This window comes from Moraxella sp. K02, assembly GCF_041154755.1.
Classification (GTDB): Bacteria; Pseudomonadota; Gammaproteobacteria; order Pseudomonadales; family Moraxellaceae; genus Faucicola.
Window position 1 is genome coordinate 1,169,101 of the sequence record NZ_AP031590.1, and the last position, 16,533, is coordinate 1,185,633.

The window sequence follows — 16,533 nt, forward strand, 5'->3', positions numbered from 1 at the left end:
CAAAAATATCAATCTGCTAGTAGGTTGTTGAATGAACTTGCCGCATTAGATGACTCGTTGCATAAGCGTGGCAGCTAAGAAAGCCAATCCGCCACTTGCTTGGTTAACGTTAAGCGCTGTTTTGCTGCTTCTCTACCGGCTAATACAAACCCTAAAATGCTATTGGTATCATCTTTTGGATGGGCGGTCATGACCATTCCATCAGTGGTTAGGGTCGTTTGCCAATACAGTTGATCGTCACTGTACTGCCCTGATACGGGTAATACCACCAAAGGTAAACTAGGTGTCTTGATAGCCACTGGCATGGCAGGATACGCCACTTTGGTCGGCGCCATGTTAGGGTCAGCCAAGGTTTTTGCCAAGGCTTTGGCTTGGTTCATCAATGGCATGACATAGGGCATGTAGCTACCCATCACGTTGGCACAATCGCCAATGGCATAAATATGCTTGGCCGATGTGGCTAGGTACGCATCAACCTTGATGCCTTGCTGCACGGTTCTTGGTAAATGGGTTACTGTAGGATTGATGTGCTGTGAAGATGCTATGGCAATGTTCGCTGATGCGGCAAGCTCAGTATTAGCCACCAAACCAATCGCTATCAAAACAATATCCGCCTCAAAGGTTTGTGATTGCTTATCCTTGTCAAATGAGATAGTCACGGTTGCATTATCGCTTGTGTCAATATTTGTCGTGATACTGGTGATATCAGTGCCTAAATAAAATGTCACCCCTGACTGAGTCAAAGCGTCTTGTAACATGATACCCGCTTCGCTAGGAAGCTGCTGAGATAGTGGGCGTGCCGCTTTATCAAAGACTGCCACTGTGATGTCAGTGGTCTGGTTACCGGTATTTTGACCAATCAAATCATTGGCAAATTCACAACCAATCAATCCTGCACCAATAATCGCTACCTTAACCGGGGCTGATTTTTGAGATTTTAGGGTATTTAGGCGCTGCTGAAAGCTTTTGTACTCATCTAAATGATTGACGGCAAAAATGGTTTGGTGATTGACAGCTAGATTGGGTAACAGTCTAGAATGCGCGCCTGTCGCCAATACCAAATCTCGATAAGCAAGCGTTGTTTGAGACGCTTCATTGACTAACGAGCGAACCACAATGACTTGTTCATCGGCATTAATATCGGTGACTTGATGAAAATTTAATAGGGTTAGGTTTAACGTTTCTGCCATTTTTGCCGCGCTTGCATTAGCGATGGAATCGGCAAGTTTGTTTTGCGCATAGGCATTTGACAAGGTTGGTTTAGCGTAGCTATCACCACTATCTTGACACACCATGACGATAGGCAAGCTAGTCGTTAGCTTTCTGAGCTCACGCGCTAGCGTATAGCCCGCCATCCCTGAGCCAATAATGATTACAGGTTGTGGTTGTGTATTTGGCAGTTGCGCAATAGGCGCGTCATTTGAACTGATACTGTCTAAACTCGCACTATCGGCATTGTTAGTTGATTGCATGATAAAACCCTATTATATTTATTATAGTTCAATCATTTCAAAGTCTACTTTGCTAACCCCACATTCAGGGCAAGTCCAGTCTTCGGGAATATCTTCCCAGCGTGTACCCGGAAGGATGCCTTCTTCTGGGCAGCCCAGTGCCTCATCATACACCCAACCACACACGATACATTGATATTTTTTCATTGATAACTTTCCCTATATTAGTGGTAACTTTTGCTATTGAAGATAAGGATAAAAATTGCAATTACAATGCCGAGCAGTATGTTAACCATGCAAAACTCACGCAATCCCCTAAAAATTTAACTTGCGATAGTTTACAAGTATGCACCGAAACAAGCAAGCCAATGACAGGCAACATTCAATCCCATATCGCAAATCTTTAAATCAGTTCGCCCAAGCCTAGCCTATTAATCATGGCTAAAATAAAGGCATAATGCTGTCCGTGACCTTGATTGGCTCAGCAGGAAAAAATTGCTAGAATGAGGCACGCTTTAGCAATTTTTATTTAATTTTTACTTAATACTTAATTTTACTTAATTTTTTACTTAACTGGGTCAATCCTATGCAATCGACTATCTCCCCTGATTCACCGCACCCATTTTGGCAAATCATCAGAGTGGTACCTGATTTTCCCAAACCAGGCATTGCGTTTTATGATATCACGCCATTATTGCGCGCTCACATCAATGCGGTAATCGATGCGTTACTGGCAGCGATACCAAAGCCAGTATTTGATGCGGTTGATTGCTTTGGCGCCATTGAAGCGCGGGGTTTTATTTTTGCTAGCCTGTTGGCGGGTCGAACAGGCAAAGGCATGGTATTGGTACGTAAAGAAGGCAAGCTGCCACCGCCTGTGGCGAATAAAAGCTATGCGCTAGAGTATGGTAGTGATACTTTAGAGATGCAGGCAGGACTTGCGCCTGCTAATGTGTTGTTGGTGGACGATATATTGGCGACAGGGGGTACTTTGAGCGCTGCGGTGGGGCTTTGTGAAGCCGCAGGACATCAAGTATTAGGCGCACTTGTATTGCTTGATTTGGTGGATTTGCATCAACCGCTTGCTATACCACTTTATACCGTGTTGCAAGCTAAAGGCTAATGGAGTGGCATGGGGCTAATCATGATTAAAGGACATGATTAGCCGCTAACAAAAATTTAATGAACCAAGCTTTATTCATTAAAGCTTTAGTTAACCAAGCCTCTCAAGGTTTGTTCTAACGCTTCTCTAGCTTGGATAAAGCCTTCAATACCGGCTGATAATAACGCTTGGCTGATAGGATCAAGCGCATGTTGCTCGGCAAATTGGGTCTCATCGAGGGTTTCTTTTTTGAGGTCAATAAATTTCATGTCGGGGAATAGCTGACGCTCGACTTTGACGTCCATCGTGGCAAGTTGGTCTAGCAAATCAGGCGCAAGCGTTAATAAATCACAACCCGCCAATGCCAATATTTGCTCAATGCTGCGAAAACTCGCGCCCATGATTTGGGTAGTGTAGCCATGCTGTTTGAAGTAATGATAGATAGTTTTGACAGAGTTCACGCCTTTATCACGGCTGATTTCGATGTTATCGAGTCCTTCATCTTTTTTCTGCCAATCCAAAATCCGTCCGACAAATGGCGAGATTAAGGTAACATCGGCATCGGCACAGGCTTTGGCTTGGTGCAAGCCAAATAGCAGCGTCACGTTACAATGGATACCTTGTTGCTCTAGCGCTTTGGCGGCTTGGATGCCTTCCCACGTGCCAGCGATTTTGATGAGTACGCGTTTTTTATCAATCCCAGCGACTTCATACGCTTTGATAAATTGCTGCGCTTTGACAATGGTGCCATCGGTATCGTAAGACAACCTTGCATCCACTTCAGTGGAAACACGACCATCAATCAGTTTTAAAATTTCTGTGCCGATATAAATGGTGAGCTCATCAATCACCGCATCCATATCATCGGGGTATTTTTTTAATGTCTCAATTAAAATAGGCTGCATTTGTGGCGCTGACAATGCCTTGGTAATCAAGCTTGGGTTGGTGGTCGCATCGACTGGTTTTAAGCGGGCAATCGCCTGCAAATCCCCAGTATCTGCCACAATGGTTGTCATCATTTTTAGTTGGTTTAAGCTGCTAGTCATGTACTTTCCTAAATGTCAAATTGCTGCATGTCTTTGATAACCTATCACGGACAAAATAGTATGGTTTCATTCAATGTTAGTTAACTTACCTTAAAAGCTATCACAAACATTGTGACAATCGCTAGTTTTTTTTCTATTTTGCAAGTATTTGTTAAGCATCAAGCAGAAAAATCCAATTTTTTTTAGGGTATGCCAAAAATATTATCTCTATATCACTATTTGTGATGAAAAAGCGCTGAGCGAAACTCGATTAACAGGCGTGATTTGTGCTAGTATTAGGCAATTTCTGCTATAAAGCCATTTGGTAACTTTGTATATTTCAAGGTATATTTCAAGCTAGGCTGCCTGTGATTTATGACCCTCAATCCTATCGCGCAGGTCAGTGTTGACTGTTGAGTTGTAATTTTATGAATGAACAAACGATGAGCAATGATGAATTAATTGGACTTCGCCAAAAAATTGATGAAGTGGATGAAAAAATCCAGCGATTAATCAACGAGCGAGCAGGCTATGCGGTGCAAGTAGCCAAAGCCAAAAAGACGCAAGAGGACAATCCGATTTTTTATCGCCCAGAGCGAGAAGCGCAGGTACTAAAAAAAGTGATGGCGCGTAATGAGGGTCCACTCCCTGCCGATAAAATGGCACGTTTATTCCGCGAAATTATGTCAGTGTGTTTAGACTTAGAAGCCCCACAAAAAATTGCTTATCTGGGTCCTGCAGGCACCTTTACCCACATGGCAGCGCTGAAGCATTTTGGTAAAGCCGCCACGACAGTGCCGCTATCGACCATTGCTGATGTGTTTCGTGAAGTGGAAGCAGGCTCTGCGATGTATGGCGTCGTCCCTGTGGAAAATTCGTCAGAAGGCGTGGTCAATCATACCCTTGATGGTTTTTTATCCTCCGATCTGAAAATCATTGGCGAGGTGGAATTACCGGTGCATCATCAATTTTTGGTGGGTGAGCATACCAAAGTGGGCGCGATTTCAAAAATTTATGCCCACAGCCAAGCGCTTGCCCAATGCCGCCAATGGCTAGATACCCATTATCCCAATGTCGAGCGGGTGGCAGTCTCTAGCAATGGTGAAGCGGCGCGGCGTATCAAAAATGAGTGGCACTCAGCCGCCATTGCAGGGGAAGTGGCAGCAAGCGAATATAATTTGCACAGACTATTTGAAAATATCGAAGATACCCCGTCCAATACCACCCGTTTTTTAATCATTGGCCGCGAAGCAGTAGCGCCGTCAGGTCAAGATAAAACCTCGATTTTAGTGGCAGCCAAAGATCAGGCAGGCGCGCTGATTCAAATATTGCAGCCGCTAGCAAAACATGGCGTGTCGATGACCAGTATCGAAACCCGCCCAGAGCGTCCAAACAAATGGGCTTATGTGTTCTTTATTGATATGCTCGGTCATATTGACGACGCCAATATGCAAGCCGCGCTCGCTGAGATTCGCCCGCAGGTCAAAGATTTACGGGTATTAGGTGCTTATCCAAAAGCGGTGATTTAACCGTTTTTGACAATAAAATTTTATCAGTATCAATCATCAACTAAAGGTTTTGATATGACGATCCAATCGGTCAATCACAGTATTGAGCAGTTAAAAGCTTATGAAATGGATAAATCCAATGAAGAGCTGACCCGTGAGTATGGCTTGGGTGACATCGTCAAATTGGCGAGCAATGAAAACCCAACGGGCTGCTCGCCACACGTGACCTTGGCAATCACGTCAAAACTGGGCGAATTATCGCGTTATCCCGATGGTGCAGGGCAGGGGCTTAAACAAGCCTTAGCCGATTTTTTGGGCTGCGAAACAAAACAAATTGTGTTGGGTAATGGCTCTAATGAATTACTCAATAACATTACCGCAAGCTTTGCTGATGGCGATGATGTGATTGTGTATTCTCAATACGCGTTTTCGGATTACGAATTGGCGTCTTTGGGTATCAATGAGCGAACCCAACAAGTCGCTGCCAAAAATTTTGCTCATGATTTGCCTGCGATGCTTGAGACGGTCAATCAAACTGCCAATTGTAAAATGGTGATTATCACCAATCCCAACAACCCCACAGGCACCGTGCTCGCCAAAGATGACCTGGTTAAATTCATCAAAAAAGTGCCATCGGAGGTGTTGGTGGTGATTGATGAGGCTTACATCGAATTTGTACTAACGCTCAGCTGTGTAGATTTGACCCAAGAATATGACAATGTCATTGTGCTACGTAGTTTTTCCAAAGCTTATGGACTGGCAGCCTTGCGCATTGGTTATGCCGTAAGCAGCGCAAGCATTGCCGAGATTTTAAATTATACGCGCCAGTCGTTTAATACCAGTACATTGGCGCATGCCGCCGCCACAGCAGCAATTAAAGACCAACATTTTATTAATCAATATTTGGCGTTTAACCATGAGCAAAAACAAGCCTTGTATGATGGCTTGGATAGCTTAGGTGTCGTCTATGTCAAATCAGCCACCAACTTTGTGATGGTCAATGTCGGCGATGGCATGGATATCTATCAATCATTGATTGAGCAAGGTGTGGTGGTGCGACCGATGGTTGGTTACGGTCTGCCAGCTTGGATACGCGTGAGTGTGGGTTTGCCTGAAGAAATCAACCGTTTTTTAGATACGTTGGCGCAGGTATTGAGCTGAGCCGATGTTAGAAAAAAAGTTAGAAAAAAAGTTAGAAAAAAATCGTGACGTATTTTGGCATTTTTTAGCGTTATTTGTGGTCATCGTTTGGGGAACAACGTTAGCAAGCACCAAGGTGCTGCTGGCGGATATGTCACCCATTCAGATTTTGCTGTATCGGTCGGTATTTGCCTATGTGTTATTGTTTGCCATGTCACCTAGACTGCAAACCTTTAGTAGTGCAAAAAACGAAGTGTTGTATTTTTTGTCGGGGCTGTGCGGTATCACCTTGTATTTTTTGCTAGAAAATACCGCATTGCTATATACCTATAGCAGTAATGCGGCGCTGCTAGTCACAGCATCTCCGTTATTTACGGTGCTGATTGCCAGTTTTATCATTAAAACGCATACCTTTAGCAAGTTGCTGTTGATTGCCTGTGTGATAGCATTGGTTGGCGTGGCGTTGGTGCTGGCGAATCAGCCGATGAGTTTAACCAATGGCATGCTAGGTAATATTTTGGCGATATTAAGTGGGTTGGCGTGGTCGTTCTTTGGGTTTGCTAACAGTGCTATTAAAGATGAACTAAGCCCGATGGTACGCATGCGTAAAGTGCTTTTGTATGGCATAATCACCGCGTCACTGTATATGCTGGTGACAGGTGAAGCCTTTATCAACCTTCACGCGTTTACGCCCATCAATCTGGCAAATTTGCTGTTTTTAGGGGGTATCGCTTCTGCCTTGTGTTTTGTGTTGTGGACCAATGCCAATAAGCATTTGGGCGTGGTAAAAACCTCGCTGTATATTTATTTTATTCCGCTCATTGCGGTATTGTTGGGCGTGGTTTTATTGGGTGAAACAATAACCATCAGCACTATTTTCGGTGGGATTTTGATTGCATTGGCAGTCTTTTTAGCAAATTATAAAAAATCGGTAAGTTAAATGTTTGAAAAAGTGTGTTTTATTGGGCTAGGGCTCATCGGCGCAAGTTTGGCACAAGCCATGCGTGATAAAAAATTGGCCAAATCAATTGTGGCGGTCAGCCGTTCACAATCAACCATTGACAAAGGTATCAAATACGGGCTGCTTGATGCAGGGTTTGATGATGCTGCCCTTGCGGTGCAAGGGGCAGATTTGGTGGTAATAGCCACGCCAGTACAGGCGGTCAAAAAAATTTTTGAACAAATCAAACCCTTTATTACCGATAAAACCATTATCATGGATGTGGGCAGTACCAAAGGCAATATCATTGCAGATGCCAGCGCGGTGTTTGGTGAGGATATGCCAAAAGGTTTTGTGCCAGCCCATCCGATTGCAGGGGCAGAAAAATCAGGGATTGATGCGCGTAATGCCAAACTATTTGATAACCATAAAATTATCTTAACGCCCCTAGACACCACTAGCAAACAAGCGGTTAAAAAAGTGATTGCGCTATGGTCGCGGACTGGCGCAGAAGTGGTAACCATGTCAGCGGATTATCATGATAAGGTGCTCGCGCGTACCAGTCATTTACCCCACTTGCTCGCCTACAATTTAGTCGCGCAATTAGCCAAGCATAACGACAATATGGATATTTTTCGTTTCGCGGCGGGTGGCTTTCGGGATTTTACCCGTATCGCAGCCAGCGACCCAACCATGTGGCATGATATTTTTTATGCCAATAAAACCGCGCTACTCGATGCCATTGATGAATTTAGTGAGCAGTTAAGTCAGTTGAAAGCAATTATTGAGACCAATGATTCTGAGCAGATGCTGGGTATATTGACCCAAGCCCAAGCCGCCCGACAACATTTTGGACACATGTTAAATAAAACGCCTTATTTGGAAAAACAAGCCATGAAGCAAACTTACGTTATCGCCCCAGCGCAACAATTTGAAGGCAGTCACACCGTCGCAGGTGACAAGTCTATCTCTCACCGTTCAATTATGTTTGGTTCGTTAGCCAAAGGCACCACCACGGTGACAGGGTTTTTGGAAGGTGAAGACGCACTCGCTACTTTGCAAGCCTTTCGTGATATGGGCGTAGTGATTGAAGGTCCTAATCAGGGCAGGGTAGTGATTCATGGGGTTGGATTACATGGGTTAAAACCCTCGCATGATCCGCTATACATGGGTAATTCAGGCACCAGTATGCGCTTGTTATCAGGTATTTTATCAGCACAAAAATTTGATTCGGTGATGACGGGTGACCCGAGTTTATCCAAACGTCCCATGGAACGCGTCGCCAAGCCTCTGCGTGAGATGGGTGCCAAAATCCAAACCACGGGCGAAAAAGGCACACCGCCGATTAGCATCACCGGCAATCAAACTTTAACAGGTATCCGCTATGAAATGCCGATGGCATCAGCGCAGGTCAAATCGTGTTTGCTGCTAGCAGGGCTATGGGCACAAGGCACTACCACAGTGATTGAGCCAGAAGTGACGCGCGATCACACCGAGCGCATGCTGACGGCATTTGGTTATCCTGTAACAGTGTCAAAAGCGCACAATGGCAATCAAATTAGTGTGACAGGGGGCGGCGAATTAACGGCATGTGATATCGCAGTGCCTGCTGATATCTCATCCGCGGCATTTTTTATGGTCGCAGGCGCCATCGCCCAACAAGGCAATGTGACCATCAACAAAGTGGGCATCAATCCCACGCGCACCGGCGTGATTGATATCTTAAAGCTGATGGGCGCTGATTTGACATTGACCAATGAAACCACTGTTGGCGGTGAGCCAGTTGCCGATATTGTGGTGAAATCTTCAAAATTGCAAGGTATTGAGATTCCTGAGCACTTGGTGCCACTCGCCATTGATGAATTCCCTGTGCTGTTTGTGGCAGCAAGTTGTGCCACGGGTAAAACCGTGTTGCATGGCGCAGCTGAATTACGCGTTAAAGAGTCTGACCGTATTCAAGTGATGGCAGATGGGCTAAAAACCTTAGGAATTGCCTGTACCGTACTCGATGATGGCATTGAAATTGAAGGTCACGGTGATGTGGCACAGGTGTTTGGTGGTGGTGAGATTGAATGTCACCATGACCATCGCATTGCCATGAGTTTTACTGTGGCAAGTTTGCGCGCGAGTGATACGATTACCATTCATGGTACCGAGACGGTCAATACCAGCTTCCCCAACTTTGCTGAACTGGTCAATAGTGCAGGATTACAAGTTAAAGTAGTGACTGACTAAACCCTAGTTGAGCTAAACTTGTATCACTTTCGCAAGTCTTTACATGGATGACATGAAAACTAAGATAGACTATGACTTTCTTAGTTTTCGCTTTTTTATAAAAAATAAAATTTATCGTTGTGTTAATGAAAAATCAAATCCCCGAAAATCACATCCCCCAAAATCAAACCATTGATATCATCAATAGTGACATTCCGACCCGTACCGTTGATATTACTGACCATGAAAAACCAACCGTAGTAACCACCCCCAAAGGCGTGTTGACCGCACTGGTGGCTTTTTTAATTTGGGGTTTTTTCCCGCTGTATTTTAAGCTACTCAAAGAGTATGATGCGATTGAAATCATTGGGCATCGAATTATTTGGACGTTTGTCACGATTTTACTAATCATGACAGTGACCAAAAACTGGCACTGGTTAAAAGTGATTCAAGCCAACCCAAAATGGCTACTTTATACTGCCGTTTCGGGGACGATTATCTCGGTCAATTGGCTGGTGTACGTGTGGGCGGTCAATCATGATCAGATTTTGGAAGCCAGTTTGGGCTATTATATTGGTCCGTTGATGGGTATTTTACTATCCCTTGTGGTCATCAAAGAGAAACTGCGTCCTTTGCAATGGATGGCAGTGATTTTGGCAGCGATAGGCGTGGCGATTCAGTTGGTCGTGCTGGGTAAATTGCCATGGGTATCGTTAGTGTTGGCGAGTAGCTTTTCTGTATATGGTTTAATGCATCGCCATACCCCGCTTGACGCGCTGTCTGCGATGTTTATCGAAACCGCGCTATTGGTACCTATCTTTATTGGTTGGTTTGCTATGCATGATGTTGCTAGTAGTCAGTTAGATTTTTGGCTGTCGCCATCAATTTTTTTATTGATGATTGCAGGGCCTGTGACCTTGATACCGCTCTTAATGTTTAATAAAGCCACCAAAATGGTCAACTTTAGTTTATTAAGCTTTTTAAATTATTTGACCCCATCCATGATTTTTTTATTGGCGATATTCTTGTATCATGAGCCTTTTAACATTTATAAATTGATTACCTTTGCCTTTATTTGGACAGGGTTGGTATTTTTTAGTTATGATTTAATTAAACAACGAAATACCTAACGAGAGTAAAAATGACCACACCAGAAACCACCCAACAAACTAAGCTTGAAACCCCCCACAGCACCACGCAAGCCCCCACACAAAAAACCATGCATGAATCACTATATTCAGCGGCGGATGCCTTACATGCGATTGCAAACGAAAAGTCCAACAATCAGCCAGTCAAACTGACAGGTAATTCAACAGATACGGTATTTGTGAGGGGTCTCAAAGTCGATGCCGTGATTGGCGTGTATGAGTGGGAGCAGCAAATAACCCAACCGTTGATTTTTGATATTGAAATGGTGGGCTGTCAATACCAAGCATCGCAGACTGATAATATTCAAGATGCCATCAATTATAAAAGTGTCAGTGAGCGCGTGGCTGAAGTGAGCATTGCCAATAGAGTCGCGCTGTTAGAGCGGTTAGCGCAATTGGTTGCTGAGATGATTTTGGTAGAATTTGCCCCAGAAAAAGTCACAGTGACGATTCACAAACCTACCGCCATCAAACAAGCCGATAGTGTCGGTGTTAAAATTACCCGTTTTCAGCAAAATTAATTAGCCTAAGCAAAAAGTATGTTTATTTGAGCATTTGAGTATGAGTGTACCACCGCGTGATGTCATAGTCATCAAAGCCTGTGTTTTGTCGTTAGCCAGTAATGTCAAACAACCTTATTATTTACAAAAAGCCAAAGACTGGCTGCAAAACTTTGGCACTTTGACCCTCAGCGCGATTCATAGTAGTGAAGATACTTGTAGTGATAACAATTTACACGATGACTTAAACAAGCAAACATCCAATACAGCGGTTTATTTTAACCAAGTGGCTTATTTAGACTTTGCGCAGCCCATAGATTATTGGCAGTGGTTACAACTCACCAAGAAGTTTGAACAGCAACAAGACAGACGTCTGTACCAAAAACCGGCTGTCACGTTAGACATTGATATCATTGCGGTAAAATGCCTGCATCAAATTGACAATATCGACCAAAGCCTCGATGAAAAAGGCAATCGATTCGTGCTATTTGCTAAATCAGCAAACCAGTGGTTAGGCATCCGCCGGCGCTTTCCACTAGCTTGTTATGACCAAGTAGGGATAGTAGATTTATCAAAAAATATCGATTTGTCCTTTATCCGAAGTTTTTAATCCTCATCGCTGTCACTATCACTATTAATATCACTGCCACTATCAATGCCCAATTTTTTCATACGGTAGCGCAGTGAGCGAAATGTTGTATTTAATAGTTTAGCGGCTTGGGTGCGATTCCAGCCACTGCAGTTGAGTGCTGCGATAATGACTTTGCGTTCTTGATTCATCAAATATTCTTCCAGCCCTTCGGCAGGCAGTTGACCTTCTTCAGCAGAGGGCTGGGCTAAATTAGGCGCATTGATACCCCCTATCGGCGCATCTAAAGTTAACGATTCATGGGTTAACGCTTCATGGTTGGATTGGGTCGGTGTGGGCGTAAGTTGAATATTGGGTTTGACTTTATAACCACTTGCAAACAAGTTGCTGCTATAGGAAGTATTGATGGGGCTGCTTGCGGCGGATTTAGGCTCGGCTAAGGGCGCAACTTTTGGCGCGCTCGGTTGACTCGGTGTTGATAAGATGGATTGATTGGGGGTTTCTATGGTTTCAGGCGGTACGTTGGCGGCTGATAATGGCAAATTCAAATGATGGGCTTCAATCACATTATCATCAGCTAGAGTAATCGCCCGCTCTAAGATATTTCTTAATTCACGCACGTTGCCTGCAAAGTGATGGTTTGCCAATTGAACAGCGGCTTCATTCGATAATGTCAGTGGCTGCGATAGTCCCCAATCTTCTGCAATCAAAGAAATAAAATGATTGGCTAACAGTAAAATATCATCACGCCGTTCATTGAGGCTTGGTAATTTTACTTCAATCACGTTGATGCGATAATATAAATCTTGTCTAAATTCACCCGTTTCGACAAGCTTAGCCAAATTTTTATGGGTAGCGGATAAAAGACGCACATCCACGGCAATTTCTTGGGCACTACCAATGGGGCGAATTTTCTTTTCTTGAATCGCGCGTAATAATTTGACTTGCATGGAAATCGGCAAATCCGCTACTTCATCCAAAAATAGCGTACCGCCATTCGCTTGTTGGAATAACCCTTCTTTATCTGCGGTAGCGCCAGTAAAACTGCCTTTTTTGTGCCCAAAGAACTCGCTTTCCATCAACTCTGATGGGATGGCGCCGCAGTTAACAGGCACAAAATTGGCAGAGCAGCGCGGGCTTAAATCATGAATCAGCTTGGCAACGACTTCTTTACCAGTGCCTGATTCTCCCCACAAAAATACGGGCGCTTGGCTACGCGCCAATTTTTGGATGGTGGTTTTGAGCTGGGCAATGGCGTTAGATTGTCCGATTAAGCGATTGCTGAAAGGATCATAGACTTCTTTACAATTGAGTTTGTTGGCATTTTCCGCCACCTTCAAGGCATTTTCGACCAACTGGCGCAGCCGCGACAGCTCAAGCGGCTTGTTGACAAAATCAAACGCCCCCAATTTTAACGCTTCAATCGCCAAATCCATACTACCGTGGGCGGTAATCACTGCCACGGGGGTTTTGGCATAATTTTTACTGATAAATTTAACGATATCTAGTCCTGTCCCATCAGGAAGTTTGAGATCGGTTAAGCAAAAATCAAAATTATACGTTTGAAGATGGCTGACGCCAGTGGCATAGTCATAGGCGACTTTGGATTCAATGCCCATTTTTTTAAGTGTCATCTGCATCAAGCGACACAAATCTACTTCATCATCAATAATCAGCGCTAATGACATACAGATGCAAAACCTTTAACACAAAGTAATTAGAGGGATTATAACACTTCGCTTGTTTTATCGTCAGTAAGCTATGGCAAACAAGCTAGTGCGACGTTATGTCGGGCTAAATTATGATAGCCCAGCTATTTGCTAGCCAATCACTTACTAACTCAGTTATTTGCTAGTCTCTGACTCACAAGCACCTTTGGTGACACTCATGGTCTTGTCCATAGCATTGACGCCATTATTTGCCATACAAGCGTTGCCATAGGTTTGATAGCGGACGATGCCATTATTGATAGTTTTGACGCAGACAGGATCATATTGCATGGTGCACATCATCTCAGGTTTCTTAATTGGCTGAGGCATAGGTTGGGGGTTTTGCTGAGCTGGGCTAACAGCTTGGCAGCCAAATAAACTTAATGAGAAGCATAATGGGGTAAAAAACTTGAACATAGCATTTCCTTATTGTGTTCAGTAGGTGATATAAGAAGTGATACAAGTCGCACTGAGTATACCAAAACTCAGTGAAATCATCTTCAATAATAACCCGCTTGCCAAATTATTATTGCTATTATCTGTTACCAAATTTTTAAAACGTAAACGGGTAAAGCCATGCGCCAGCCGTTGCACCTGTAATAAAGCACGCCCCAAATCCGCCTATCAACAAGTACAGGGCTAATGGTTAAAGGCTAGGGGCTAGGGGCTAAAAGGATGCGTTGAAGTCATTGCCCAGTCAAAAGTTGTTGTCAAATTTGTTAGCGCATTTTATTTTATAGTTAAATTGATAAATGTTCACTATAACGATGTAACACTCGTTTGATCAAGAGGCAATCATGTTAACACTCACTTTTTTGGGCACATCTGCAGGGATACCCACCAAACACCGCAACGTCACCGCGCTTGCTGTATCTCTCATCAATCCTTATAGCAAATCAAAAAATGTCCCTTGGATATTGGTGGACTGTGGGGAAGCCACGCAACATCAATTACTCAAAACCCCGTTGTCCGTGATGCAGCTAGCGTTGATTTGTATCACCCATGTGCATGGCGACCACTGTTATGGCTTGCCAGGGTTACTGGCTAGTATGGCGATGAGTGGACGCAAGCACCCATTAACCCTTATCGCCCCGCAAGCCATTGCCGATTATCTTGCCGCCGTGCAAGCTACGACAGCGCTGATGATAAGTTTTGACATTCATTTTATCGCCATTGAAAATAGAGTGCAGGGGGATAGTTACCAACCTGTCACGTTGGATTTGACAGACGACCATCAGTTACAAATTGATGTGATTGCGCTATCACACCGTATCCCTAGCCATGCCTTTAAATTCACCCAGCAACTGTCCAAAAAAACCTTATTGACCGAAAAACTCACCGAGCTTAACGTGCTAGATAAACGGCTATGGGGAAAGCTTAAATACGGTATTGACGTCAATCTAGATGATAACACCTTGCTAAAATCCGCGGATTTTGTCACCACCACGCTGCATAAAACCGTGCTGATAGTCGCAGGCGACAATGACTCACCTGAGCTATTAGCCGATGCCATATCAGATACCGATGTGCTAGTACACGAGGCGACCTATACCCAAGCAATCGCTGATAAACGAAAAGTAGCCACTCATTATTTTGACCCCATGCATTCAACCGCCAAGCAAGTAGCTGAGTTTGCGCAGCTGTCACAATTAAAAAACCTGATTTTGACCCATTTTAGCGCACGCTTTCAACCTGTTGATAAACCTAGCAACAAAACTTTGAATATGTCACATATTCGCGCGGAAGTGGCTGCCAGTTATCAAGGTAACTTCTGGCTTGCGCAAGATTTTGATGTATTTGAAATCGACAATGGCAACGTTAAAAAGCGCCCTATGCAAATAAACTGACCCTCAGAAAGCTATCTTGTTAAAAGAAAATTTTGTAAAAATTTTTATTGATAACTTTTTTTTATACGCGTCAGTCAGATTTACTTGTTATCCCGCGTAGACTTATTTTGCATAATTAATTATATTTATGGTAATTTAATTATCATTTTTTTAATTTATAACTGTCTAAGCTAATCGTCAGTTATGGATTGAGAATCCAACCGAACCGCTTGAGGAGAGTGTATGCAAATTGGTGTACCAAAAGAGACTGCATTATATGAAAATCGGATTGCGATTACCCCCGATACCATCAAAAAGTTCATCAAGTTGGGTCACAGTATTGTGGTCGAACGTGATGCGGGTAAAGGTTCGTTTATTACCAATGATGCATTGGAACAAGCAGGGGCGCAAATTGTTGATGATGCGATCTCAACAAGTGATGTGGTGCTCACGGTCAATAGCTTACCGATTGAAAAAATCAACCAGCTAAAACAAGAAGCGATTGTTATCGGCATGATGAATCCGTATCGTAATGCCAATTTGCAGGACTATGCCAATCGCCATGCCAAAGTGTATGCCATGGAGCTATTGCCGCGAACTTTGTCGCGAGCACAGAACATGGATGTGCTGTCATCCCAAGCCAACTTGGCAGGTTATAAAGCGGTGATTTTGGCTGCCAACCAGTTTGGTCGTCCTTTCCCCATGTTTATGACATCGGCAGGTACGGTGAAACCTGCACGTATTGTCATCCTAGGCGTGGGCGTCGCGGGTCTGCAAGCGATTGCCACCGCTCGTCGTTTGGGTGCTGTTGTAGAAGCCAGTGACTTACGTCCCACCGTGCGTGATCAAGTGGAGTCAGTGGGTGGTAAATGGCTCGATGTCCCCATGAGCGATGAAGAAAAAGCCAAAGCCAAAGACACAGGCGGCTATGCCTGGACACCGTCTGAGCAATATATCAAAGACCAAGCCGCGGTTGTCGATAAAGCAGTCAGCCAAGCAGATATTGTGATTACCACGGCTCAAATTCCGGGTCGCAATGCCCCGCGTTTGATCCACCAAGCTACCATCGATAGAATGAAATCTGGCTCAATTTTACTCGATATGGCCGTGGAAACAGGCGGTAACGTGGAAGGCTCAGTGGTTGGACAAAATATCATTACCCCAAATGGTGTCACCATCATGGGTGTGCCCAATATTCCATCGACCTTGGCGGCGCAGTCATCGGCATTGTATGCCAATAATTTATATAACTTTTTTGCAACCTTGATGGATGACAATAAAGTGTTTGCGCTCAATCCAGAAGATGAAATCCAAAAAGCCTTGCTGGTTACTAGCCAAGGTCAAGTATTGTTAGCCAGTCGCTAACCTAATTTTCATTTAA

At 44.0% G+C, this 16,533-nt stretch carries 15 protein-coding genes; 10 read left to right on the forward strand and 5 right to left on the reverse strand.

Annotated elements, in window-relative coordinates:
* Positions 1-74 precede the first annotated feature (74 nt).
* Positions 75-1,472: an FAD-dependent oxidoreductase gene (locus ACAM39_RS05350; RefSeq protein WP_369628491.1), complete on the reverse strand. Its 1,398-nt coding sequence runs from the start codon at positions 1,470-1,472 to the stop codon at positions 75-77.
* A 21-nt stretch (positions 1,473-1,493) separates the two neighbouring features.
* Positions 1,494-1,658 (reverse strand): rubredoxin RubA, encoded by a 165-nt coding sequence (gene rubA, locus ACAM39_RS05355; RefSeq protein WP_036589380.1) that lies wholly within the window; start codon positions 1,656-1,658, stop codon positions 1,494-1,496.
* Between the two features lie 379 nt (positions 1,659-2,037).
* Between rubA and ACAM39_RS05360 the strand changes: the two genes are divergently transcribed.
* Positions 2,038-2,574 (forward strand): adenine phosphoribosyltransferase, encoded by a 537-nt coding sequence (locus ACAM39_RS05360; RefSeq protein WP_369628492.1) that lies wholly within the window; start codon positions 2,038-2,040, stop codon positions 2,572-2,574.
* Between the two features lie 86 nt (positions 2,575-2,660).
* Here ACAM39_RS05360 and ACAM39_RS05365 read toward each other — a convergent pair whose 3' ends face one another.
* Entirely contained in the window at positions 2,661-3,599 is a 939-nt protein-coding gene (locus tag ACAM39_RS05365) for a transaldolase (protein ID WP_369628493.1), read from the reverse strand.
* A 407-nt stretch (positions 3,600-4,006) separates the two neighbouring features.
* Here ACAM39_RS05365 and pheA point away from each other — a divergent pair, with 407 nt between their 5' ends.
* The 7 genes from pheA to ACAM39_RS05400 all read left to right on the forward strand — a co-directional run bounded on the left by pheA (position 4,007) and on the right by ACAM39_RS05400 (position 11,638).
* On the forward strand, positions 4,007-5,107 hold the full coding sequence (pheA, locus tag ACAM39_RS05370) for a prephenate dehydratase (protein WP_369628494.1): 1,101 nt from the start codon (positions 4,007-4,009) through the stop codon (positions 5,105-5,107).
* Between the two features lie 54 nt (positions 5,108-5,161).
* Positions 5,162-6,247: a histidinol-phosphate transaminase gene (gene hisC, locus ACAM39_RS05375; protein ID WP_369628495.1), complete on the forward strand. Its 1,086-nt coding sequence runs from the start codon at positions 5,162-5,164 to the stop codon at positions 6,245-6,247.
* Between the two features lie 4 nt (positions 6,248-6,251).
* Positions 6,252-7,166: a DMT family transporter gene (locus ACAM39_RS05380; RefSeq protein ID WP_369628496.1), complete on the forward strand. Its 915-nt coding sequence runs from the start codon at positions 6,252-6,254 to the stop codon at positions 7,164-7,166.
* Positions 7,167-9,401, forward strand: a complete 2,235-nt coding sequence (locus tag ACAM39_RS05385; RefSeq protein ID WP_369628497.1) for a bifunctional prephenate dehydrogenase/3-phosphoshikimate 1-carboxyvinyltransferase — start codon at positions 7,167-7,169, stop codon at positions 9,399-9,401.
* Positions 9,402-9,526: 125 nt separating this feature from the next.
* Complete coding sequence (gene rarD / locus ACAM39_RS05390; RefSeq protein ID WP_369628498.1) at positions 9,527-10,510, forward strand: EamA family transporter RarD; 984 nt, start codon at positions 9,527-9,529, stop codon at positions 10,508-10,510.
* Positions 10,511-10,521: 11 nt separating this feature from the next.
* Entirely contained in the window at positions 10,522-11,049 is a 528-nt protein-coding gene (folB, locus tag ACAM39_RS05395; RefSeq protein WP_369628499.1) for a dihydroneopterin aldolase, read from the forward strand.
* 40 nt (positions 11,050-11,089) lie between these two features.
* Positions 11,090-11,638: a 2-amino-4-hydroxy-6-hydroxymethyldihydropteridine diphosphokinase gene (locus ACAM39_RS05400; protein WP_369628500.1), complete on the forward strand. Its 549-nt coding sequence runs from the start codon at positions 11,090-11,092 to the stop codon at positions 11,636-11,638.
* On the opposite strand, the gene ACAM39_RS05405 is transcribed toward ACAM39_RS05400, so the two are convergent.
* A complete protein-coding gene (locus ACAM39_RS05405) occupies positions 11,635-13,305 on the reverse strand; it encodes a sigma 54-interacting transcriptional regulator (protein WP_369628501.1) in 1,671 nt (556 codons plus the stop codon). The genes ACAM39_RS05400 and ACAM39_RS05405 overlap by 4 nt on opposite strands.
* Positions 13,306-13,461: 156 nt before the next feature.
* Positions 13,462-13,743 (reverse strand): subtilase-type protease inhibitor, encoded by a 282-nt coding sequence (locus tag ACAM39_RS05410; protein WP_099808037.1) that lies wholly within the window; start codon positions 13,741-13,743, stop codon positions 13,462-13,464.
* A gap of 380 nt (positions 13,744-14,123) precedes the next feature.
* On the opposite strand from ACAM39_RS05410, the gene ACAM39_RS05415 reads away from it, so the two are divergent.
* Together ACAM39_RS05415 and ACAM39_RS05420 are read left to right on the forward strand one after the other, a co-directional pair.
* A complete protein-coding gene (locus ACAM39_RS05415; protein ID WP_369628502.1) occupies positions 14,124-15,173 on the forward strand; it encodes a ribonuclease Z in 1,050 nt (349 codons plus the stop codon).
* 222 nt (positions 15,174-15,395) lie between these two features.
* Complete coding sequence (locus tag ACAM39_RS05420) at positions 15,396-16,517, forward strand: Re/Si-specific NAD(P)(+) transhydrogenase subunit alpha (RefSeq protein WP_369628503.1); 1,122 nt, start codon at positions 15,396-15,398, stop codon at positions 16,515-16,517.
* Positions 16,518-16,533: the final 16 nt, after the last annotated feature.